Annotated in this window: 10 protein-coding genes; 1 reads left to right on the forward strand and 9 read right to left on the reverse strand. The window is 71.9% G+C overall.

Annotated elements, in window-relative coordinates:
- Positions 1 to 13: 13 nt before the first annotated feature.
- The 6 genes from ACIHFB_RS41440 to ACIHFB_RS41465 all read right to left on the reverse strand — a co-directional run bounded on the left by ACIHFB_RS41440 (position 14) and on the right by ACIHFB_RS41465 (position 17,551).
- Entirely contained in the window at positions 14 to 6,529 is a 6,516-nt protein-coding gene (locus tag ACIHFB_RS41440; RefSeq protein WP_400129581.1) for a type I polyketide synthase, read from the reverse strand.
- A gap of 9 nt (positions 6,530 to 6,538) precedes the next feature.
- Positions 6,539 to 12,109: an SDR family NAD(P)-dependent oxidoreductase gene (locus ACIHFB_RS41445; RefSeq protein WP_400129619.1), complete on the reverse strand. Its 5,571-nt coding sequence runs from the start codon at positions 12,107 to 12,109 to the stop codon at positions 6,539 to 6,541.
- Positions 12,110 to 12,179: 70 nt separating this feature from the next.
- A complete protein-coding gene (locus ACIHFB_RS41450; protein ID WP_400129582.1) occupies positions 12,180 to 15,254 on the reverse strand; it encodes a type I polyketide synthase in 3,075 nt (1,024 codons plus the stop codon).
- A 52-nt stretch (positions 15,255 to 15,306) separates the two neighbouring features.
- The gene (locus ACIHFB_RS41455) at positions 15,307 to 16,044 is read right to left on the reverse strand and encodes an alpha/beta fold hydrolase (RefSeq protein ID WP_365284765.1); all 738 of its coding nucleotides are present in this window, start codon (positions 16,042 to 16,044) and stop codon (positions 15,307 to 15,309) included.
- Positions 16,041 to 17,291, reverse strand: coding sequence for a cytochrome P450 (locus ACIHFB_RS41460; protein WP_400129583.1), 1,251 nt, complete (start codon positions 17,289 to 17,291; stop codon positions 16,041 to 16,043). Before ACIHFB_RS41460 ends, ACIHFB_RS41455 begins: the two co-directional genes overlap by 4 nt.
- Positions 17,288 to 17,551, reverse strand: coding sequence for a phosphopantetheine-binding protein (locus ACIHFB_RS41465; RefSeq protein WP_365284761.1), 264 nt, complete (start codon positions 17,549 to 17,551; stop codon positions 17,288 to 17,290). The genes ACIHFB_RS41460 and ACIHFB_RS41465 overlap by 4 nt, the downstream gene beginning before the upstream one ends.
- Before the next feature lie 314 nt (positions 17,552 to 17,865).
- Here ACIHFB_RS41465 and ACIHFB_RS41470 point away from each other — a divergent pair, with 314 nt between their 5' ends.
- Complete coding sequence (locus tag ACIHFB_RS41470; protein WP_400129620.1) at positions 17,866 to 19,368, forward strand: FAD-dependent monooxygenase; 1,503 nt, start codon at positions 17,866 to 17,868, stop codon at positions 19,366 to 19,368.
- A 122-nt stretch (positions 19,369 to 19,490) separates the two neighbouring features.
- Here ACIHFB_RS41470 and ACIHFB_RS41475 read toward each other — a convergent pair whose 3' ends face one another.
- The 3 genes from ACIHFB_RS41475 to ACIHFB_RS41485 are packed head-to-tail and all read right to left on the reverse strand — an operon-like array spanning position 19,491 to position 21,979.
- Positions 19,491 to 20,252 carry an ABC transporter permease gene (locus ACIHFB_RS41475; protein ID WP_400129584.1) on the reverse strand — a complete coding sequence of 254 codons (762 nt, stop codon included), beginning with the start codon at positions 20,250 to 20,252 and terminating at the stop codon, positions 19,491 to 19,493.
- Complete coding sequence (locus ACIHFB_RS41480) at positions 20,249 to 21,217, reverse strand: ATP-binding cassette domain-containing protein (protein WP_365284754.1); 969 nt, start codon at positions 21,215 to 21,217, stop codon at positions 20,249 to 20,251. The genes ACIHFB_RS41475 and ACIHFB_RS41480 overlap by 4 nt, the downstream gene beginning before the upstream one ends.
- Positions 21,218 to 21,262: 45 nt before the next feature.
- Positions 21,263 to 21,979, reverse strand: a complete 717-nt coding sequence (locus ACIHFB_RS41485; RefSeq protein ID WP_365284752.1) for an alpha/beta fold hydrolase — start codon at positions 21,977 to 21,979, stop codon at positions 21,263 to 21,265.
- Between the last annotated feature and the right edge of the window lie 63 nt (positions 21,980 to 22,042).

A 22,042-nucleotide genomic window follows, 5' to 3' on the forward strand; every position in this document is an offset into this window, starting at 1 on the left:
TCACTTGCCCCTCTCATTCCAGCGCCAGGTCGACGAGTGCGTCCAGGTCCAGGTCCGCCAGTTCGCCCGCGTCGTCGTCCGTGTGCGGCATCCGCCCGTCGGTGTCCGAGGGGGTGGCGCAGGCCAGGACCTGCGCCAGGATGCCCGCGCTGCGCAGGCTGTCGATCGAGATGTTCCGCAGCGTTTCCCGGATCTCCGCGTCCTCCAACGCGGCTGTGTCCGGTGCCGGCCGCAGCAGGCCGAGCAGGTACTCGCCCAGCTCATGTGGGGTGGGGTAGCTGAAGACGAGGGTGGTCGGCAGGCGCAGTCCGGTCGTGGCGGACAGGCGGTTGCACAGTTCGACCGAGGTCAGCGAGTCGAATCCGAGCTGGGTGAACGGCTGGTCGGCTTCGACGACGGCGCCGGAGGGGTGCCCGAGGACGATGGCGACCTGGTCGCGGACCCAGTCCACCACGGCTGTCTCCGCCTCGTCCTGGGGCAGGGTGACCAGCCTGGCGGACAGTGCGGGGGCGCCGCCGTCCTTGGCGGTGCTCGCCCTGGACCGGCGGGGACGGCCGCCGCCCGCGAGGTCGCGCAGGAGCGGCGGGAGTTCGTCACCGGTCCTGCCCCGCAGCGCGGCCATGTCCACCCGGGCCGGGACGAGGACCGGCTTGTCGATGGCGCACGCCGAGTCGAACAGGGCCAGCGCCTCGGGTGTCGGCATCGCGGCGATGCCCATCCGCCGAAGCCGGGAGAGGTCGGCCTGGTCCAGGTCGCCGGTCATGCCGCTGCTCTCCTCCCACCAGCCCCAGCACAGCGAGGTGCCGGTCAGCCCGGATGCCCGGCGCTGCGCCGCGAGACCGTCCAGGAAGGCGTTCGCCGCGGCGTAGTTGGCCTGCCCCGCGGTGCCGAGCGTGCCCGCGAGGGCGGAGAACTGGATGAACGCCGACAGGGTGTGGTCCCGGGTCAGCTCGTGCAGGTTGACCGCGCCGCCGGCCTTGGCGCGCAGCACCTGGTCGATGCTGTCGGCGGTGAGGGACTCGACGGTGCCGTCCGCGAGCACACCGGCCGCGTGCACGATGGCCGTCAGCGGGTACTGGCGGGGCATGTCCGCGAGCAGCGCGGCCACCGCGTCCCGGTCGGCGATGTCGCAGGCCACGACGCGGACTTCGGCGCCGGCGTCCTTCAGGTCCGCTACCAGCTCGGGCACCCCGTCGGCGGCCGTGCCCCGGCGGCTCGCCAGCACCAGGCTGCGGACGCCGTGTTCGGTGACGAGGTGCCGGGCCACCAGCGAACCCACGCCGCCGGTGCCGCCGGTGACCAGCACGGTGCCGCCGCCGAGGCCGCCGCCGACCTCGAAGACCAGCTTGCCGATGTGGCGGCCCTGGCTCATCTCGCGGAACGTCCGGCGGGCGTCGCGGATGTCGCGTACGGAGATCGGGGTCAGCTGCACGCTGCCGTCGGCGAACAGCCGCATGACGTCCTGGAACATCGCGTGGATGGTGTCGGTGCCCGCCGAGCCGTAGAGGTCGAAGGCCTGGTAGGTGACTCCGGGGTGGTCGGCCGCGACCTGCTGTGGCTCGCGGATGTCCGTCTTGCCCATCTCGATGAAGTCGCCGCCGCCCGGCAGCAGCTTCAGGGAGGAATCGACGAAGTCGTGCGCGAGGGAGTTCAGGACGACGTCCACGCCGCGGCCGCCGGTGGAGTCGTGGAACTTCTCCACGAAGTCCAGGTCGCGGGAGGACGCCAGGTGCGCGTCGTCGAGGCCGAGGGCGCGCAGGGCGGGCCACTTGGCGGGGCTCGCGGTGGCGTATATCTCGGCGCCGACGTGCTTGGCGAGTTGTACGGCGGCCATGCCGACGCCGCCGGCTGCGGCGTGGATGAGGATGCGCTGGCCCTTCTGGAGCTTGGTGACGTGGAAGAGGGCGTAGTAGGCGGTGAGGAAGGTGCTCGGCATGGATGCCGCTTCGGCGTGGCTCCAGCCGTCGGGGACGGTCGTCAGCAGGCGGTGGTCGGCGACGGCCACGGGGCCGAAGGCGCCGTTGAAGATGCCGGTGACCCGATCGCCCGGCGACACGCTGGTCACGTCGTCCGCGACCTCCAGGACGACGCCGGCGCCCTCGCTGCCGAGGCCGGCGTCGAAGGCCGTCCGGTCGATGAGTCCCAGGGCGATGGTGACGTCGCGGAAGTTGAGGCCGGCGGCCTGTACGGCGATGCGGACCTGTCCGCCGGTGAGGGGCTCCGCCACCTCGGGGCACGGGATCCAGGTCAGGTTCTCCAGGGTGCCGCTGCTGGGGATGCCCAGCCGGTGCGGGCCGTCCGCCGGGGGCTCGATCCGGTGGTCCGCGGGGGTGGCCGGGGTGAGGCGCGGCACGAGGAAGGTGCCGTCGCGCAGTGCCAGTTGGTCCTCGCCGAGGGCGAGTGCGTCCGGGACACGGGCCCACGAGGTTTCCTCGTCGTCGAGGTCCAGCAGGCGGAACCTGCCGGGGTGTTCGGTCTGCGCGGACCGGACCAGGCCCCACACGGAGGCGCCGGGGAGGCTGTCGACGCCCTCCCCCTCGGCGGTGGCCTGCGCCCGGCGGGTGAGCACCACCAGCGTGGATGCTGCGAGCGCCTCCTCGGCGAGGAACCGCTGGACCACGTCCAGGACGTGCTTGTCGGTGTCCCCGACGGCGGTGAGCGGGTCGGTGTCGGCGGCGTCGTCGAGGCACAGGACGAGGTGCGGGGGTGCCTCGCCGGTGAGGGACTCGGCCATCGAGGCGATCGAGTCGTACGACGTGTCCGGGTCGGGGAGCCGGGAGGCCGGGCCGGTGCGCGTGCCGAGGACGGCCCACGGTCCGTGCTGGGGCTGCTGCTTGCCGTCCTCGACCGGCCGCCAGGCCAGTTCGTACAGCGACTGCTCCTGGCCGCCGCGTGCCGCGCGTACCTGCTCGGCGCTTGCCGGGCGGAACGTCAGCGCGTCGACGTGCGCGACCGTGCGGCCGTACTCGTCCGCGATCACCAGGGACACCACGCCTTCGCCGGCCGGGGTGAGCCGGACCCTCACGGTCTCGCCGCACGCGCCGGCCGCACTCACGCCGGACCACGCGAAGGGCATCCAGCCCTGGTCGCCGGTCACTTCGATGACACGGCCGACGACCACCGCGTGCAGCACGGTGTCGATCAGCGCCGGGTGCAGGGCGAACCCGCCGGCCGCGGTCTCCGGGAGGGTGGCGAGGGCGTAGAGATCGTCGCCGTGCTGCCAGACCTCGCGCAGCCCGCGGAACGTCGGACCGTAGTCGAAGCCGCCGTCCGCGAGGGAGTCGTAGAGGCCGTCGAAGTCGAGCCGACGGGCCCCGGACGGGGGCCACACGGCGAGTGCGCGGGTGTCCTGGGGCCGTACGGCGGGGGACAGGTTTCCCATCGCGTGCCGGGTCCAGCCGCCCGCCGTGCGGCCGTCCTCGCCGGGACGCGCGTATACGTCCAGGGAGCGGCGTCCCGTCTCGTCCGCCGCGCCGACGACGACCCGTACCTGCACGTCGCCCGAGTCGGGGAGGACCAGGGGGACTTCCAGGGAGAGTTCGTCGAGCGTGGCGCAGCCGACGTGGTCGCCGACCGACAGCGCCAGGTCCAGGTAGGCGGTCGCCGGGACGACGACCGCACCGAAGACGGCGTGGTCGGCCAGCCAGCCGTGGGTGCGCAGGGACCACAGGTCGGTGAAGACCACCTCTCCGGTGCCGGGGTGGTCCACGACGGCGCTCAGCAGCGGATGGTCCGGCGCCGACAGGCCGGCGGAGGTCACGTCCGCCGGCTCCGTCCCGGCCAGGAAGTCCAGCCAGTACCGCTGCCGCTGGAACGCGTACGTCGGAAGGTCCACCCGACGGCGGGTCCCGAACAGGGCGCCGAAGTCCACGGTCCCGCCCCTGACGTGCAGTTCGGCCAGCGCGCCGAGCAGTGCCTGGGCCGCCGGGCGGTCGCGCCGCGACGTCGACAGGACCACCGCGTCGTGCACGTCCTCGGCGGCGAAGGCCTCCTTGGTGATGCTCGCGAGCGTCGCGCCCGGCCCCATTTCGAGGAAGACGCCCGCTCCGGCCGCGCGGGCGCATTCCACCGCGTCGTGGAAGCGGACGGGTTCGCGGACGTGGTTCACCCAGTGCTCGACGGATGTCAGCTCCTGGAGTGTGGCCTCGCGGCCCAGCCTGGTCGAGATGATCGGTATCGACAGTTCGCCCGCGGGGAGTTCGTTCAGCGATGCGGCGAACTCCTCCAGGATCGGGTCCATGAGCGGGGAGTGGAAGGCGTGGTCGACCTTGAGGAGTTTCGCGGAGGTGCCGTCGGCGACGAGCCGGTCGCGGATCGCGTGGACCTGGTCGCGCAGGCCCGAGACCACGACCGACTCGGGGCCGTTGACGGCGGCGATGCCGACCCGGTCGTACTCGCCGAGCAGGGTGCCCACTTGGGTTTCCGAGGCGCGTACGGCCAGCATGGCGCCGTGCTCGGTGACCGTCTGCATGGTCCGGCCGCGGGCGGCCACGAGCCTGGTCGCGGTGTCGAGGTCGAGGACTCCCGACACGTGGGCGGCGGCGATCTCGCCGACGGAGTGGCCGATCAGGTGGTCCGGCTGCGGACAGTACTGCGCCAGGAGCCGGTAGAGGGCGACTTGCAGGGTGAACAGCGCCGGCTGGGCGATGTCCGTGCGCTCGGCTTCGGCGGGCTCGTCGGCGAGGAGCAAGGGCAGAAGCGCGAAGGGGAGTCGGGTGTCGAAGCGGGCGCAGGTCTCGTCGAGGCTCTGCGCGAAGACGGGGAAGGTGTCGTACAGCTGCCGTGCCGCACCGGCCCATGGCGATCCCTGGCCCGGGAACATGAAGACGCGGGGGCCGAGTTCTCCGGCGACACCGCGCACCACCGCGGCGGTCTCCGTGCCGTCGCTCAACGACGTCAGAGCGCGCAGCAGTTCGTCCCGGTCCCGGCCCAGCGCCACCGCCCGGTGCTCGAACCGCGCCCGGCTCGACACCAGCGACCAGCCGACGTCGGCGATGTCCAGGTCCGCATCCGCGGCGGCGACGTCGCGGAGCTTGTCCGCCTGTGCCCGCAGCGCGTCCTGCGAGCGTGCCGACACCACCCAGGGCACCAGCCCGCCGGCGGGTGCCTGTGCGGCGGGTTCGGGTGCCGGGTCCTCCTCGGGCGCCTCCTCCAGGATGAGGTGTGCGTTGGTGCCGCTGGCGCCGAAAGCGGACACGCCCGCTCGCCGGGGCCGTCCCGGGGTGCCGGTCCACTCCCTGGCCTCGGTCAGCAGCCGAACCGCCCCGGCCGACCAGTCCACGTGCGTCGTCGGGCGGTCGACGTGCAGCGTCCTCGGCATCACTCCGTGCCGCATCGCCATGATCATCTTGATCATGCCGCCGACGCCCGCGGCCGCCTGGGTGTGGCCGATGTTCGACTTCAACGAGCCCAGCCACAGGGGGCTTTGGGGTTCCCGGTCCTGGCCGTAGGTGGCCAGCAGTGCCTGGGCCTCGATGGGGTCGCCCAGTGTCGTACCGGTGCCGTGGGCCTCCATCACGTCCACGTCGCGTCCCTGCAACCGGGCGTTGGCGAGGGCCGCCCGGATGACCCGCTGCTGCGCCGGCCCGTTGGGCGCGGTGAGGCCGTTGGACGCCCCGTCCTGGTTGATCGCCGAGCCTCGGATCACCGCCCAGATGTGGCGTCCGCCCCGGCGCGCGTCCGACAGCCGCTCCAGGACGAGCACGCCGACGCCCTCGGAGAAGCCGGTGCCGTCCGCCGCCTCCGCGAACGCCTTGCAGCGGCCGTCCTCCGCCAGGCCCCGCAGCCGCGACATCTCCCGGAGCACCTGCGTCGTCCCCATGACGGTGACGCCGCCGGCCAGGGCCAGCCCGCACTCGCCCTGCCGCAGCGACTGCACCGCCTGGTGCACCGCCACCAGCGACGACGAGCACGCGGTGTCGGTCGACACCGCGGGGCCCTGAAGGCCCAGCGTGTACGCCACCCGCCCGGAGGCCACGCTCAGCAGGGAGCCGGTCTGCCCGTAGCCCGCGATGGTCTCGGGGGTGAAGAAGTGGTTCCCGTACCCGAAGTACGCAAGGCCCGCGAAGACGCCGGTGTCGCTGCCGCGCAGGGTCTGCGGGTCGATGCCGGCGCGTTCCAGGGACTCCCACGAGGACTCCAGCAGCAGCCGCTGCTGCGGGTCCGCGGCCAGCGCCTCGCGCGGGTTGATCCCGAAGAACTCGGCGTCGAAGTCACCCGCGTCGTACAGGAATCCGCCCGAGCGCGTGTAGCAGGTGCCCGGGTTGTCGGGATCCGGGTCGTACAGGGCCTCCACGTCCCAGTTGCGGTCCTCGGGGAAGTCCGACATGACGTCGGCGCCCGTCTGCACCAGCTCCCACAGCTCCTCCGGGGACGCCGCCCCGCCCGGGAATCGGCAGGCGACGCCCACGACCGCGATGGGCTCGGCGGCGGCGTCCGTCAGCTCCTGAAGGCGCCGGCGTGTCTCGATCAGCTCGATCGATGTCCGCTTGAGGTAGTCGAGGACATCGGCGTTGTTGTCGTTCGTCATCGCTCTCCCCTAGCCGAGCTCTTTGTCCAGGAGCGAGAGAAGCTCTCCCGCCGAGGCCGCACTGATCTGGTCGACGATGCCGACCGGTGATCCGGCGCCCGCCATCGAACGGACTCGGCCCTGGAGTTCGCCGAGCAGAGTGGAAATGGTGGCCTGGTCGTCCTGGGCGAGTTCGAGGAACGCGTCCTGAATGCGGGCGCCCAGTCCTTCGATCTCCTTGGCCAGGCGGTCGGTCGCAGATTCCGCGCCGGCACCGGAGTCGGGGGTGATGCCCGCGGTGAGGAACTGCGCGAGGGCGCTGGGGTTCGGGTGGTCGAACACGAGCGTGGCGGGCAGCTTCAGGCCGGTGACCGCCGCCAGTTTGTTCCGCAGCTCCAGCGCCGTGAGCGAGTCGATCCCCAGTTCCTTGAACGGCGCGGCGGAACCGATCCGTGCGGGGTCGGCGTGGCCGAGGACGCTCGCGGTCTGCGCCCGGACGGCTTCGAGCAGCACCGCCTCCGCGTCGGCCGGCGGCAGCGACCGCACCCTTTGCGCGAGTCCGATGTCGGCGGATTCCGGGCCTCCCGGGCCGCCGGGTCCGGCAGGTGTGCCGGTCAGTCCGCGCAGCAGCGGCGAACCCAGGTGGCCGGCGTCCCTCCCGCCGGGTGCCGGGAGGTTCAGTCGCGTGGGCACCAGCACCGGCTGATCCACCGAGAGTGCGGCGTCGAAGAGCGCGAGGCCCTCCTGCGACGCCATGGGCAGCACGCCCTGCCGTCCCAGGCGTACGACGTCCGCGTCGCCGATGTCGGCGCTCATCTCGCTGCGTTCCGCCCAGAAGCCCCAGCACAGCGAGGTGGCGGGCAGTCCTTCGGCCCGCCGGGCCTCCGCAAGGCCGTTGAGGAACGCGTTGGCCGCCGCGTAGTTGGCCTGCCCCGCCGTGCCGAGGACGCTCGCGATCGACGAGAACAGCACGAACGCGGACAGGTCCAGTTGCCGGGTCAGCTGGTGCAGATGCCAGGCGCCGTGCACCTTCGGCGCGAGCACCGAGTCCACGCGGTCGTCGGTGAGCGCCTCGACGACGCCGTCGTCCAGCACCGCCGCACAGTGGATCACCGCCGTCAGCGGGTGCTCGGACGGCACCTCGGCGATCAGTTCGGCGACGGACTCACGGCTGGTGACATCGCAGGCCACGACCTCGACCTGTGCCCCGGCGCCGGTCAGTTCCTCCCGCAGCGCTGCCGCCGCCGGAGCGGCCGGGCCCCGCCTGCTGGTCAGCAGCAGCCGGCGTACGCCGTGCCGCTCCACGAGGTGCCGGGCCAGCATGGCGCCCAGGCCGGTGGTGCCTCCGGTGATCAGCACCGTCCCGGACCCGAGAGCGGGCGCGTCCTGCGCGCCGTCGAGGTCCCCGCGGCCGGTGGACGCGCCGTGGGTGTGGGCGAGTTGGGGGGTGGTCGCGAGGCCGGCCCGAATCTTGAGCTGGGCTTCTCCGGTTCCGGCCGCCGCCGGGACGAGGGCCCGCGAACCGGGCTGGTCGTCGATGTCGACGAGCGTGAACCGGCCCGGGTTCTCGGTCTGCGCGGTGCGTACGAATCCCCAGACGGCGGCCGCCGCGGGGTCGGTGCGGGGAACCTGCTCGTCGTGGAAGGCGTCCCGCGTCACGATGACCAGGCGTGCGTCGGAGAAGCGGTCCTCGGAGAGCCAGGCCTGCGTCCACCGCAGCACGCGGTGGAGGTTCCGCCCGGTGACTGCGGGTGTGTCGTCGCCGTCCGCGGGGTCGATGCGGGCGATGACGACGGGGGGTATCTCCCCATCGGAGGCGGCGAGTTCGTCGAGGTCGGCGAAGACCTCCGCGCCCGGTTCCACCGCGCCGGACGCTCCCAGCAGCGCATACCGGCCGGTGGCGCCGCCGGATGCGACGGTGAGGGGGGCCCAGTCGACCTGGAACAGGGAGTCCTGGTGGTCGAAGCTCAGCTCGGTCAGCTTCTCGACGTCCGCGGGCGTCAGGCTCAGCGATTCGACGCCGCCGACAGGTGATCCGTCCTGATCCGCGAGGGTCACGGTGAGCGCGTTCTCGCCTGCGGGTGCGAGACGGACCCGCAGGCCGGACGGCCGGGCGGAGTCGACGCGGAGGCCCGTGCAGCGCAGCGGCAGCCAGCCCTCGGGCCGGGAGTTGTCGACGAACTGTCCGAGGCCGATCGGGAGCAACGCGGCGTGCAGCAGCGCCGGATGGACACGGAACCGGCCCCGGTCCGCGCCGTCGGGCGCGGGCAGCTCCACCTGTGCGAACAGGGTGTCGCCCTGGCGCCACACCTCTGTGAGACCGCGGAACACGGGGCCGTAGCCGAATCCGAGGGCGGACAGCCTGGTGTACTCGTCCTCGAAGGGCACGGCGGTCGCGCCCGCGGGCGGCCACACGGCGAGGTCTTCCTCGTGGCGGGTTCCCGCGGTGCCGGATCCGACGACGCCGACGGCGTTGCGCGTCCACTCGGGTTCGCCCTCGCCCCGTGAGTGCACGCTGATCACCCGCTTGCCGTCGACCACGACGCGCAGGTCGCGACCGGCCGTGCGGGACAGCACCAGCGGTGTCTGAAGGGTGAGTTCGTCGACGACGTCGCACCCGACCCGGTGGGCCGCCCACGTCGCCAGCTCCGCCAGGACCGTGGCCGGCACCAGGGCGGCGCCGTGGACCACATGGTCGGCGAGCCACGGGTGGCGTTCCAGCGACAGGCGGCCGCTGCCGACGACTCCGCCGTGTTCGCCGTCGTCGGGCAGATCGATCGCGGCGTCGAGCAGCGGATGGTCCGACGTGCTCGCGGCGGTGGTCTCGTCGGGTGTGTTCAGCCAGTAGCGCTGCCGCTGGAAGGCGTACGTGGGCAGCTCGACCGACCGGCCGGGCCGGCCCTGGAACGCCGCCTCCCACGACACCGCGGCGCCCGCCACGAAGGCCTCGGCCGCCGACCGGTGGATCCGTGCGAGGCCGCCCTCGTCGCGGCGCAGGGAGCCCACCACGAACCCGGTGGCACCGGGGGTGGTGTCGAAGAGTTCCTGGATGTTCATCACGAGCAGCGGGTGCGGGCTGAGTTCGATGACCGCGCTGTCGGGTTCGTCCTCGACGAGGCTCTTCATGGCGGCCCCGAACTGGACCGGTTCGCGCAGGTTGCGGTACCAGTAGGCCGTGTCGAGCTCCGCGGGGTCGATCGGACCGCCGGTGACCGTCGAGTAGATCGCCACCGGTGAGGGCAGGGGGGTGATCCGGCCCAGCTCCTCCTGGAGCCGGCCGTCGAACCGGTCCATCAGCGGCGAGTGGCCGGGAACGCTGGACTTGATCAACCGGGCGCGGGCGCCCTCGGCCTGGCAGGCCGCGACCAGTTCCTCGACCGCCTCGGTCTCACCCGAGACCGTGGTGGAGTTCGGTCCGTTGACCGCGGCGATCCCGACGCGGGACTCCCACCGCTGAAGCAGCTCCCGCACCCGGTGCTCGGGCAGCAGGATCCCGGCCATGCCGCCCTGTCCGGCGACCGTGGCGAGGAGCCTGGACCGCAGGGCCACGATCTTGGCCGCGTCCCCGAGTGTCAGGGAGCCCGCGACGTAGGCCGCGGCGATCTCGCCCTGGGAGTGGCCGATCACGACATCCGGTGTCACGCCCAGCGAACGCCACACCCGGGCCAGCGACACCATCACCGCGAACAGCACCGGCTGGACGACGTCGATGTCCTCCAGGTCCGCCGCGTCCGGCCCGCCGCACACGGTGTCGATCAACGACCAGGGCACCCACGGCTCCAACGCCTCGGCGCAGGCGCGCAGTTCCTCGGCGAAGACCGGGGAGGTCTCCCACAGCTCCCGGCCCATGGCGGCCCACTGGGCCCCCTGGCCGGGGAAGACGAACACCGTCCGGCCCACGGGCTTCGCGACCCCGGACACCGCACCGGCAGGGCCGCTCTCGTCACCGGCGGCCACGGCGGTCAGGGCGGCGAGCAGCTCGTCGCGGTCGGCGCCGATCACCACCCGGCGGTGCTCGAACAGCGACCGTGTCGTCACCAGCGCATGTCCCACGCCCTCGATGGGCAGGTCGGCGTCGGTGGCGGCGGCCACGGTGTCCCGCAGCCGCAGCGCCTGCTCCCGCAGCGCCTGTTCCGACCGCGCCGACAGCACCCAGGGCACCGCCCCGGGGGCGCCGGTGGACAGCCGGCCGGTGGTGGAGTCGACCTCACCGGCCGGGGCCTGATCCTGCTCGACGGCCTCGGGTGCCTGCTCCAGGATGAGGTGCGCGTTCGTGCCGCTGATACCGAAGGACGACACGCCCGCCCGCCGGGGCCGTCCGGGTCCGCCGGTCCACTCCCTGGCCTCGGTCAGCAGCCGAACCGCCCCGGCCGACCAGTCCACATGCGTCGACGGGCGGTCCACGTGCAGTGTCCTCGGCAGCACCCCATGACGCATCGCCATGATCATCTTGATGATGCCGCCGACACCCGCGGCGGCCTGCGTGTGGCCGATGTTCGACTTCAACGACCCCAGCCACAACGGGCTTCGGGACTCCCGGTCCTGCCCGTAGGTGGCCAGCAGCGCCTCCGCCTCCATGGGGTCGCCCAGCCTGGTGCCGGTCCCGTGCGCCTCCACCGCGTCCACCTCGGCGGCCGACAGCCCGGCGTCGGCCAGCGCTGCCCGGATGACGCGCTGCTGCGCCAGTTCGTTCGGCGCGGTGAGCCCGTTGGACGCCCCGTCCTGGTTGACCGCCGAACCCCGGATCACCGCCCACACGCGATGCCCGTTGCGGCGCGCGTCCGACAGCCGCTCCAGGACCAGCACGCCCGCGCCCTCGGAGAAGCCGGTGCCGTCGGCCGCCTCCGCGAACGCCTTGCACCGGCCGTCGGCCGACAGGCCTCGCTGCCGGGCGAGTTCCACGAACATCCCCGGGGTGGGCATGGTCGTCACGCCGCCGGCCAGCGCCAGCGTGCACTCCCCGGAACGCAGGGACCGCACGGCCTGGTGGACGGCGACCAGCGACGACGAGCACGCGGTGTCGGTCGACACCGCCGGGCCCTGAAGACCCAGTACGTAGGCCACGCGGCCCGAAGCCACGCTGTTGTAAAGGCCCGTCATCGCGAAGCCCTCGACTTCGCCGGCTGCCCCGCCGCCCATCCGCGGTCCGTAGTCGGTGGCGTAGAGCCCGGTGAACACCCCGGTCGCCGAGCCCCGCAGGGCGGACGGGTCGATGCCCGCCCGCTCCAGCGCCTCCCACGACGTCTCCAGCATCAGCCGCTGCTGCGGGTCCATGGCGAGGGCCTCGCGCGGGCTGATGCCGAAGAACGGCGCGTCGAACTCCGCGAGATCGGGCAGGAACCCGCCGGAGCGCGTGTACGTCTTTCCGTGCGCCTCGGGATCCGGGTCGTACAGCGCCTCCACGTCCCACCCGCGGTCCAGCGGGAAGCCGCCCATGGCGTCCACACCGTCGGACACCACCGACCACAGCCCTTCGGGGGACGTCACCCCACCCGGGAAGCGACACCCCACACCCACGACCGCGATGGGCTCGCGAGCGGACTCCTCCAACTCACGCACCCGCTCACGCAGTTGCTGCGCATCGCCGACGGCGCGTCGCAAGTAGGTCCGGAGCTTGTCGACATCCTCCACCAGGGCCTCCCCCAACGGTTTCTCAGAAGAACAGGTGCGGCTACGCGTATCCGCGTTCGATCAACTCGTACAGATCGTCATCACTACGGCTTTCCGGGCTCACTTCCTCCACCGGTTCGGGGGCGTCGAGCGCCTGCGGCTCAAGGAGGGAGAACAGATGGCGGGCGAGCGTCTGCGGAGTGGGGTAGGTGAACGCGACGGTGGCCGGGAGCCGGACACCGGACACCGCGGTGAGCCGGTTGCGCAGCCCCACGGCCATCGAGGAGTCGAACCCCAGGGCCTTGAACGTCTCGGTCGACCGTGCCGCGAGAGCGGCGGCCGTCAGCGCCGCGTTCTTGGTGCTCAGCAGCGCCGCCGTCTCGGCGCACACGAGGCTGCGGACCGCTGATTCCGAACTCAGGTCCGCTGCCCCGGAGTTCGCGCCGGAGCTGTTCGCGGTGCCGGTGTCGTCGGGCGCCGTCAGCCAGTACCGCCGGCGCTGGAACGCGTAGGTCGGCAGGCCGATCCGGCGCGGCCGGCCGGCGGCGAACACCGCCTTCCAGTTCACCGGCACACCCCGCACATGCAGTTCGGCCAGCGACGCCAGGACCTTGCCCGCACTCCCGTCGTCCTTGTGCAGGGTGCTCACCACCACCGGCGGGGCGGCCAGTGCGTCGGCGGCCTCCTCCATCGCCACCTGGAGCACGGGATGCGGACTGACCTCCACGAACACACCACCGCGCTCGCGCATCAGGTCCGCGACGACCTCGCCGAACCGCACCATCGAGCGCAGGTTGTCGTACCAGTACGAGCCGTCGAGGGCGCGGGTGTCGAGCGGCCCGCCGGTGACCGTGGAGTGGAACCTCACCGCCGACTCCCGCGGCGAGACGGCCGCGGTGTCCGCCAGCAGACGGTCCCGGATGCGTTCGACGTGGTGGGAGTGCGACGCGTAGTCCACCTTGACCCGGCGCACCCGGACACCCTCACCGGACGCCGTCTCGGCGAACCGGTCCAGCGCCTCGTCGTCCCCGGAGATCACCACCGACGCCGGACCGTTGACGGCGGCCACGGAGAGCCGCCCGGACCACTGCGCCACCCGGTCCTGAACCCAGTCGCAGGGCGCGGCCACCGCACTCATCCCGCCCAGGCCGGCCAGCTCGGTCAGGGTCCGGCTGCGCAGGGCCACGATCCGTGCCGCGTCCTGAAGCGAAAGCGCTCCGGACACACAGGCCGCCGCGATCTCGCCCTGCGAGTGGCCCACCACCGCCTCGGGGACCACGCCCAGCGACCGCCACACCTGCGCCAGCGACACCATCATCGCGAACAGCGCCGGCTGCACCACGTCCACCCGGTCCAGCGACGCGGCCTCCGGCGCGCCGGTCACCACGTCCACCAACGACCAGTCCACCCACGGCTCCAGAGCCCGCGCGCACTCGTCGATCGAGCGCGCGAACACCTCCGACTCCGTGTACAGCCGCCTGCCCATGCCCGGCCACTGCGAGCCCTGGCCGGGGAACACGAAGACGACCGGGCCCAGCGGCTCCGTCGCCGCCCCGCGCACCGCCCGCGCCGAGTCACCGCCCGCCGCCACCAGGTCGAGAGCGGACAGGGACTCCTCACGGTCACCGGCGAGCACCACCGCCCGGTGCTCGAACAGCGACCGTGTCGAGATCAGCGAGTGCCCCACGTCGGCCGCCGACAGCGACGCGTCGGCGGCGACCAGGTCCCGCAGCCGGGCCGCCTGCTCCCGCAGGGCCGGCTCCGACCGCGCGGAGAGCACCCACGGCACCGACCCGGCGGCGTCGCCCGGCACTTGGCCGACGGCGTCGGGTGACGTCTGCCGCTCGGGGGCCTGTTCCAGGATCACATGCGCGTTGGTGCCGCCCATGCCGAACGCCGACACCCCGGCCCGGCGCGGCCGGCCGGGCTCGCCCGGCCAGGGCCGCGCGGCCACGGGGACCTCGAAGTCCCGCTGGAAGTCGGCGATGGCGGGGTTCGGGGAGCGGAAGTTCAGGCTCGCCACCAGGTGCGCGCGGTCCACGCAGAGCGCCGCCTTCACGAAGCCGGCCATGCCGGCGGCCGGCTCCAGGTGTCCTACGTTCGTCTTCACCGAGCCGATCGCCAGACGGCGGCTGCGGCCGGTCTCCTTGAACACCTCGCGCAGACCGGAGATCTCGGCCGGGTCGCCGAGTCGGGTGCCGGTGCCGTGCGCCTCTATGTAGTCGACGGTGTCGAAGGGGACAGCCGCGCGTTCCAGAGCGGTCCGCACGGCCGCCGCCTGTGCGCCGGGGCTCGGGTCGGGCATACGGGTGGACGCGCCACCGCTGCCGACGCCCCAGCCGCGCACCACCGCGTAGATGTGGTCGCCGTCGGCGACGGCGAGGTCGAGCCGCTTCAGCAGGACGAACGCTCCGCCCTCCCCGCGGGCGAAGCCGCCGGCCCGTTCGTCGAAGGTGAAGCAGCGGCCGTCGGGCGACAGGGCGCCCAGATTCGCCAGGCCGCCGCCCGCCTCCGGATCGACGATCAGATGCACGCCGCCCGCGAGCGCCGTGTCGACCGCACCGCCGCGTATCCGGTCGCAGGCCAGCGCCAGCGACACCAGCGAGGAGGACTGGCCCGAGTCCGCGCAGAAACTCATGCCGCGGATGTCGAACAGGCTCGAGATCCGGTTCGCGATCAGCGCACCGCTCGAACCGAGCGCCGCGTAGTGGTCGTCCCGGTCGCTGCCGGACAGCTTGCGCAGCAGGTCGTACCCGGAGGGCGCGGTGCCGACGACGACATCGATCTCGCGGCCCGCGAGCGAACTCGCCGGGATGCGGGCGTCCTCGACGGCCTCCCAGGCGAGCTCCAGCCCCAGCCGCTGCACCGGATCCATGGCGGCCGCCTCCGCCGCGGGCGTGGCGAAGAACTCCGCGTCGAAACCGTCGACGGAGTCGAAGAACGACCCCGAGTTCAGGGTGTCGGCGTCCGGGTGCGACATGTGGTGCGAGTTCGCGTCGGCCGCCCGCTGCCCGGGGAAGGTTCCGACGGTCGACCTCCCGTCGAGCAGCAGACGCCAGAACTCGGCCAGGTCGGGCACACCGGGAAAGCGGCACGACATCCCGATGACGGCGATATCGCCGGCTGCGCCAGTCATACGCGTTCCTTCCGGTTTCCTCGGCGTACGGCTCTTGGGGGCTGCACTGCTCTCACCGCCAGCAGGTCAGCAACGTCCTCAACTCGTCCGGCGCGTCCATGAAGTCGTAGTGGCCGCCGTCGACGACCCGGAAGTCGACCGAGTCCGCGTAACGACGCCACCCCTGAAGGTCGTCGAGGCTCACGTCGGGGTCGTCCCGCCAGTGCAGTACGACGACGGGGCAGTCCACCGCGACCGGCTCCGGGCGCCGGTAGGCGTTCGCGGCGGCGTGATCGCCGAGCAGCACGGTCAGGCCCATGTCGACCATGTCCGGCCGCGGCTCGATGCCCCGGCTGCGGATGAACGACTCGACCTCGGCGCGCAGTTCGGGCTCGGTCATGGTGAGCATCCGGTCGCGTGAGGCGTCGTGCGGTGCGGGCTGGCCGGACACGAACAGACAGTCCGGGGTGGGCAGGCCGAGTTCGGCGAGCCGGAGCACGGTCTCGTAGGCGGGCAGCGCGCCCGCGCAGTGCCCGAAGAACGCGAACGGCCCCTGGAGCAGCGGCTGAAGTGGTTCGACCAGGTCGGCGGCGAGGTTCTCGTAGGTGCCGTAGTGGGGATGGCCCAGGCGGTTCTCGCGGCCGGGGAACTGCACCGGGCAGACCTCGACGTCGCCGATCGCGGCCGGCCAGGCGCTGAACGCGGAGGCACCGGACCCGGAGAAGGGGAAGCAGAAGATCCGGGCGGTGTGCTCGGCGGACTGCGGCCGGACGAACCACGGCGTGGTGACGGTGGTGGAGCCGGATGTCATGGCGTCCGCCGTTCCTGGGCGACGATGGGCAGGTGGGTCATCCCGGCGATGAAGTACGACCGCAGGTGCTGCGGTTCGCCGGCGGACTCGATCGATCCGAACCGCTGGAGCAGTTCCTCGAAGAAGATGCGCAGCGTCATCCGGGCCAGCGGCGCCCCGATGCAGAAGTGCGGCCCGAACCCGAACGCGGCCTGCCGCTTGGCGTTGTCGCGCGTGATGTCGAACGTGTGCGGGTCGGGGAACTGGGACTCGTCCCGGTTGGCGGACCCGATCCACGCGACGACCGCGCCACGGGCCGGGATGGTGCCACCGGCGATGTCCACGTCGTCCACGGCGTACCGCATGAAGTTGCAGGCGGCCGATGTCCAGCGCAGCCCTTCCTCGACCAGGTTCGGGACCAGCGACAGGTCGGCCGCGGCCTTCTCGAACTGCTCGGGGTGCTCTATGAGCGCCTGCACCGTGCCCGAAACGGTGTGCGGCGTCGTCACGTTGGCGCCCAGGAGGATGCTGTAGCCGTCGAGGGCGATCTCCTCGTCGGTCAGCGGTGCGCCGCCCGGGCGGACGCTCATGAGGTGGTGGAGCAGGCTGTCGTCCTCGCCTCCGGCCGCCCGCCGCGTCCTGACCCAGTCCTTGACGTAGGTGACGAGCTCGTGGTGGGAGATGGCCAGGGTCGCGGCTTCGTTGCCCACCAGGAAGTGCGGGTCCGAGGGGGCCGTCACCATCGCGGTCAGCTGGACGAGTTCTTCCCAGTCCTTCTCGGGGATGCCGAGGAGCGGGCCCGTGACCATCGCCGGGAGCAGCAGCGCCTTCTCGGCCAGGTCGAAGGTCTCACCGTCGAGCGCCGGCTCGAGGAAGCGGACGATCGTCCCGCGGATCCTGTCCTCCCAGGACTTGACCGCCCGCGCGGTGAGCTTGGAGCCGAGCGGGCGGCGGACCTCGGTGTGCCGCGGCGGGTCGGTGGACGTCATCAGCACGCCGGCCGCGGCGTCGTCCTCCCCGAGGTGGGTGGGGACCGTGCCGCGCTCCGACGTGAACTCCTTGTGGTCGCTGAGCACGCGGCGGACGTCCTCGTAGCGGGTCACCGACCAGAACTGGCGTCCGCCCGGGAGGACTTGGTGGTGCAGGGGCGCCTTCGCCCGCATCACGTCCCAGATCGGGTGCGGGTCGCCCGAGGTGTAGAGGTCCAGGTCGAACAGGTCGACGCCGTCGAGGTCGATGTCGCGCCCGGGACCGGGCGTCAACCTCACGCCGCCGCCCTCCCCTGCTCGATCAGCTCGGCGACCCGGGCCGGGGTCTGCGCCAGGTAGAAGTCGCGCACGGACAGCTGGACGCCGTAGTCCTGCGCCACCCGTTCGATGATCTTGATTCCGGTCAGTGAATTGCCGCCGAGCGTGAAGAAGTCGTCGCCCGCCGCCACCTCGCGGCCGCCCAGGTGTTCACCCCAGAGCTCCGCGATTTCCTGAACCAGCGACACCGGCGCACTCGAAGGCGCGGCTTGTTGTTCCATTGCCAGTCTTTCCTTCCTCCGGGGCCGTTTGCGCTGTCCCGCCGGCGAGACGAATTCTTGAATGGCCGAATTGAGTGTCGCGTGAATTCGCGTCCGCTCACACCGTGTCGGCGGCCTTCGGTGCGCGCCGGCCGGTGGGGTTGAGGGTGCACCGGCACGCCTGCATGCTGACACCCCCGGAACATCCGATCCCGAGAAAACGTCCCGCCGGCGGGACAGGGCAAGTGGAAATGATTCAACGACGCCGGAGGCACGGTGGAATAGCAGTCGAATATCAGTGGAACCGAGGGGGCAACGACGTGGAAGACACCGGCATGGACGCCGATGTGGTGATCGCGGGCGCCGGGCCTACGGGCCTGATGCTCGCCTGCGAGCTGCGGCTGGCGGGCGCCGACGTGGTCGTGGTCGAGCAGCTCGCACAGCGCACGGGTGAGTCACGGGCCGGCGGGATCCACTCCCGCACGCTGGAGGTCCTGGACCAGCGAGGAGTCCTGGACCGCTTCCTCGCGGAGGGCGCACCGCAGCCGGTGGGCCACTTCTCCGCGCTCTATCTGGACTTCGACGAGTCCGAGTCCAGGCACCCCTATCCGCTGATGATCCTCCAGTCCGCCATCGAGCGGCTCCTGGAGGAGTGGGCCACCGAACTCGGCGTGCGGGTCCGCAGGTCGTCCGAGGTGAGCGGGATCCACCAGGACGAGACCGGCGTGAGGGTCGAGCTGGGTACGGCGGACACGGCACCCGCGACGCTGCGCGCCCGCTACCTCGTGGGCTGCGACGGCGGGCGCAGCACGGTGCGCAAGCTGTCGGGCATCGACTTCCCCGGCACCGAGGCGACGATGACCGCGCTGATCGGCGACGTCGAACTCCCCGATCTGCCCGAGGACTACGTCTGGGTGCGGCGCACACCGAGCGGCGACTACTCGGCGATCGCCTTCGAGCCGGGCTGGTACCGGGTGATCACATCCGAGTACGACCGTGTCGTGGACCGCGACGAACCCGTGACGCTCGAGCAGTTGAGGGAGTCGCTGGTCAGGGTCGCGGGCAGCGACTTCGGCATGCACAGCCCCCGGTGGATCTCCCGGTTCAACGACGCCGCTCGGCAGGCCGTCCAGTACCGAAAGGGCCGGGTGCTGCTCGCGGGCGACGCCGCGCACATCCACTTCCCGGCCGGCGGGCAGGGGCTGAACATGGGCGTGCAGGACGCGGTCAACCTCGGCTGGAAGCTGGCCTCGGTGGTGCTCGGCCGGGCGCCGGAGAGCCTGCTGGACAGCTACCACGCCGAGCGCCATCCCGTCGGGGAGCGCGTGCTGCACAACACCCGGGCGCAGTCGGCCCTGGCCCGGCCCGGCGCCGCGACGGACGCGCTGCGTGAGGTGTTCGGCTCGCTCATGGTGTTCGACGACGTCAACCGGCATCTGCGCCACATGCTCACCGCGCTGGACATCCGGTACCCGGTCGACGGCGACCACCTGCTGGCCGGCCGCCGCGTCCCCGACGCCGACCTCAAGACACCCGACGGCGCCACCCGTGTCCACGAGTTGCTGCACGCCGCCCGCCCCGTACTGCTCGACCTGCGCGGCAGCGCCGAGGTGGCGGCCATCGCCGCGGGCTGGTCCGACCGCGTCGACCTGGTCGGGGCGCGGAGCGAGGACGACTTCTGGCCCGTCCCGGCCGTCGGCGAGATCCCCGCTCCGGCCGCACTCCTCATCCGCCCCGACGGCCATGTCGCCTGGGCGTCCACCACCGACACCCCGCCCGACACCGCCGCCCTCCGGACCTCCCTCACCACCTGGTTCGGCCCGGCCCGGCAGGGGTGACGGCCCGCGCCACGCAGTCGGTCACTTCGAAGCGAACGTGACGGCGGCCGCCAAGACCCGGTTGTGGTCTTGACGGCCGCCGTTGTCGTGCGGGGACGCCGGGGAGTCGGTCGGGGTCGGGGTCAGGCTCGCTTCTTGAAGGTGGAGACCGCCCATGCGTAGCCGAGGACGGCGAGACCGACGCACCAGGCGATGGCCGCGATGGCGTCGCCGCTCGACGGGTTGCCCGCGAGGAGGCCGCGCAGTGTCTCGATGATCGGGGTGAAGGGCTGGTACTCCACGAACTGGCGTACGCCGACCCCCATCGTGTCCGCGGGTACGAACGCGCTGCTGAGGAACGGCAGCATGATCAGCGGAACGGTGGCCATGCCCGCCGACTCCACGGTCTTGGCGGACAGTCCCATGGCGACGGTGAGCCAGCTGGTCGCGAAGCCGAGCAGCAGGATGACGCCGAGCACGCCGAGCCAGTCGACGGCGCTCGCGGCCGGGTCGAAGCCCATCAGGAAGGCCACCCCGATGATGGCCGCGCAGGCCACCAGGGCGCGCAGCGTGGTGATGATGACGTGCCCGCTCAGCATGGCGCCGCGGGAGACGTCCATGACCTTGAGCCGGTTGATGACGCCCTTGGTCATGTCGGAGTTGACCTCCGTCGCGGTGGCTCCCAGCCCGTAGCTGACGGCCATCACGAGCAGCCCCGGTGTCACGTAGTCGATGTAGTCGACGCCGACGTCGAAGCCGCCGCCGAGCACCTTGACGAACATGAGCATGAGGACGATGGGGAACAGGACCGCGTTGAACACCGTGACGGGGTTGCGCAGGGTGTGCTTCAGGTTGCGGCGCAACATGATCGTCGAGTCGGTCAACGGCGTCGAGACAGTACTCACTGTGCGATCGCCTCCTTGCTCAGGTGCTCGGTGCCCGTGCGGTCGGTGGTGGTGTTGTCGGTCAGGGCGAGGAAGACGTCGTCGAGGTCCGGCGTGTGCACGGAGAACTCCTGGGCGTTGACGGAGTGCTCGTCGAGCCGGCTCAGCAGGGCCAGCAGCGACCTCGACTCACCGTCGCTGGGCACCCGCAGGGTCAGCTCCTCGTCGTCCCGCGTGGACCCGGTCAGGATCCGTGCCGCGGTGTCGAGTTCGTAGAGGTCGGCGAACCGGAGCCGGACGTGGCTGCCGGGGATCTGGCGCTTGAGCTCCTCGGGGGTGCCCTGGGCGACCAGGCGGCCCTGGTTGAGGACCGCGATCCGGTCGGCGAGCTGGTCGGCCTCCTCGAGGTACTGCGTGGTGAGGAAGATGGTGGTGCCCTCGGCCACCAGCTCGCGGACGATCCCCCACATCGTGCGCCGGCTGCGCGGGTCGAGACCCGTCGTCGGCTCGTCGAGGAAGATGATCTGCGGGTTGCCGACCAGCGTCATCGCCAGGTCGAGCTTGCGGCGCATACCGCCGGAGTAGGTCGACGCCAGCTTGTCCGCCGACTCAACCAGGTCGAACCGCTCCAGCAGCCGTGTGACCACCTGGTCGCCGGGGCGCACGCGTTTCAGGTCCGCCATCAGCTGGAGGTTCTCCCGGCCGGACAGCAGTTCGTCGACCGCGGCGAACTGGCCGGTCACACCGATGGCCGCGCGCACCTGCTTGGTCGCGGTCACCACATCGTGCCCGGCGACCTGCACCGTTCCGGCGTCGGCCGTCAGCAGTGTCGTCAGGACGTTCACCGTGGTCGTCTTGCCGGCCCCGTTCGGGCCGAGCAGGGAGAAGATCGATCCCGCGGCGACATCGAAGTCGATGCCGTCGAGCACGACCTTGTCGCCGTATGCCTTGCGCAGCCCTGAAACTGCGATCGCTGAACTTCTCATGCCACCACTTTCTTCGCCGGGCCTGTCACGCCCCTGTCATGGCGCTCAAGCGCTGGTGGACTCCGCCTCGATCGCGTCCAGCACCTCGCGGCCGCTGTCGACGAGGTACATGTGATCGCCCGGGAACTCCGCATAGCTGAACGCACCCGTGGTCGCCGCCTGCCACTGCCGGGCCTCCTCCGCGGTGACCAGGCCGTCGGAGCCGCCCCGCAGCGAGCAGATCGGCACGGACACCGGTTCGTCGGTGCTCGGCGTGTAGTTCTCGTGCATCTCGCAGTCGGCCTGGAGCACGGGGAGGATCAGTTCACGCATCTCCGGGTGGTCGAGGGCCTCGTGCCTGAACCCCGCGAACTCCTCGACCCTGGCGAGGAACTCCTCGTCCTCGAGGCCCGTCGCCCGCCTCTCGCGCTGGGTCCACGGCCCCGGCGAACCGCTGACGACCAGCCGCTCGACGTGCACATCGCGCGTGCTCAGCAGGTGCACCAGTTCGTACGCGAGCACCGCGCCCAGGCTGTGCCCGAACAGCACGGTCCGGGTCCCCTCGCCGAGGTCCGCGACGATGTCGTCGATCGAGTTCTTGGCCGCCTCGACGACATTGCGGTACGGCGTCTCCAGGATCCGCCGCTCCCTGCCGGGCAGTTCGACCGAGGTCACCCGCCACCGGCCGGCGGCCAGCTCCCGCCACGGGTGGAAGAACGAAGGTCCTGCTCCCGCGAACGGCACGCACAACAGCGTGGTCTGTTCCCCGTGTTCCGCGGACATGCCGGGTTCTGTCACCCCGACCAACCCCAATCAGAAATAGATGTCCGGTCGTCATTCCGGTCG

The organism is Streptomyces sp. NPDC051963 (assembly GCF_044593495.1).
Lineage (GTDB): Bacteria > Actinomycetota > Actinomycetes > Streptomycetales > Streptomycetaceae > Streptomyces.

Excerpts from the sequence above, each read along its gene's own strand:
- ACIHFB_RS41455 (WP_365284765.1), bottom strand. The coding sequence starts at position 16,044 with ATGACATCCGGCTCCACCACCGTCACCACGCCGTGGTTCGTCCGGCCG.
- ACIHFB_RS41465 (WP_365284761.1), bottom strand. The coding sequence starts at position 17,551 with ATGGAACAACAAGCCGCGCCTTCGAGTGCGCCGGTGTCGCTGGTTCAG.
- ACIHFB_RS41485 (WP_365284752.1), bottom strand. The coding sequence starts at position 21,979 with ATGTCCGCGGAACACGGGGAACAGACCACGCTGTTGTGCGTGCCGTTC.
- ACIHFB_RS41470 (WP_400129620.1), top strand. The coding sequence starts at position 17,866 with ATGGACGCCGATGTGGTGATCGCGGGCGCCGGGCCTACGGGCCTGATG.
- ACIHFB_RS41480 (WP_365284754.1), bottom strand. The coding sequence starts at position 21,217 with ATGAGAAGTTCAGCGATCGCAGTTTCAGGGCTGCGCAAGGCATACGGC.
- ACIHFB_RS41450 (WP_400129582.1), bottom strand. The coding sequence starts at position 15,254 with ATGACTGGCGCAGCCGGCGATATCGCCGTCATCGGGATGTCGTGCCGC.
- ACIHFB_RS41440 (WP_400129581.1), bottom strand. The coding sequence starts at position 6,529 with ATGACGAACGACAACAACGCCGATGTCCTCGACTACCTCAAGCGGACA.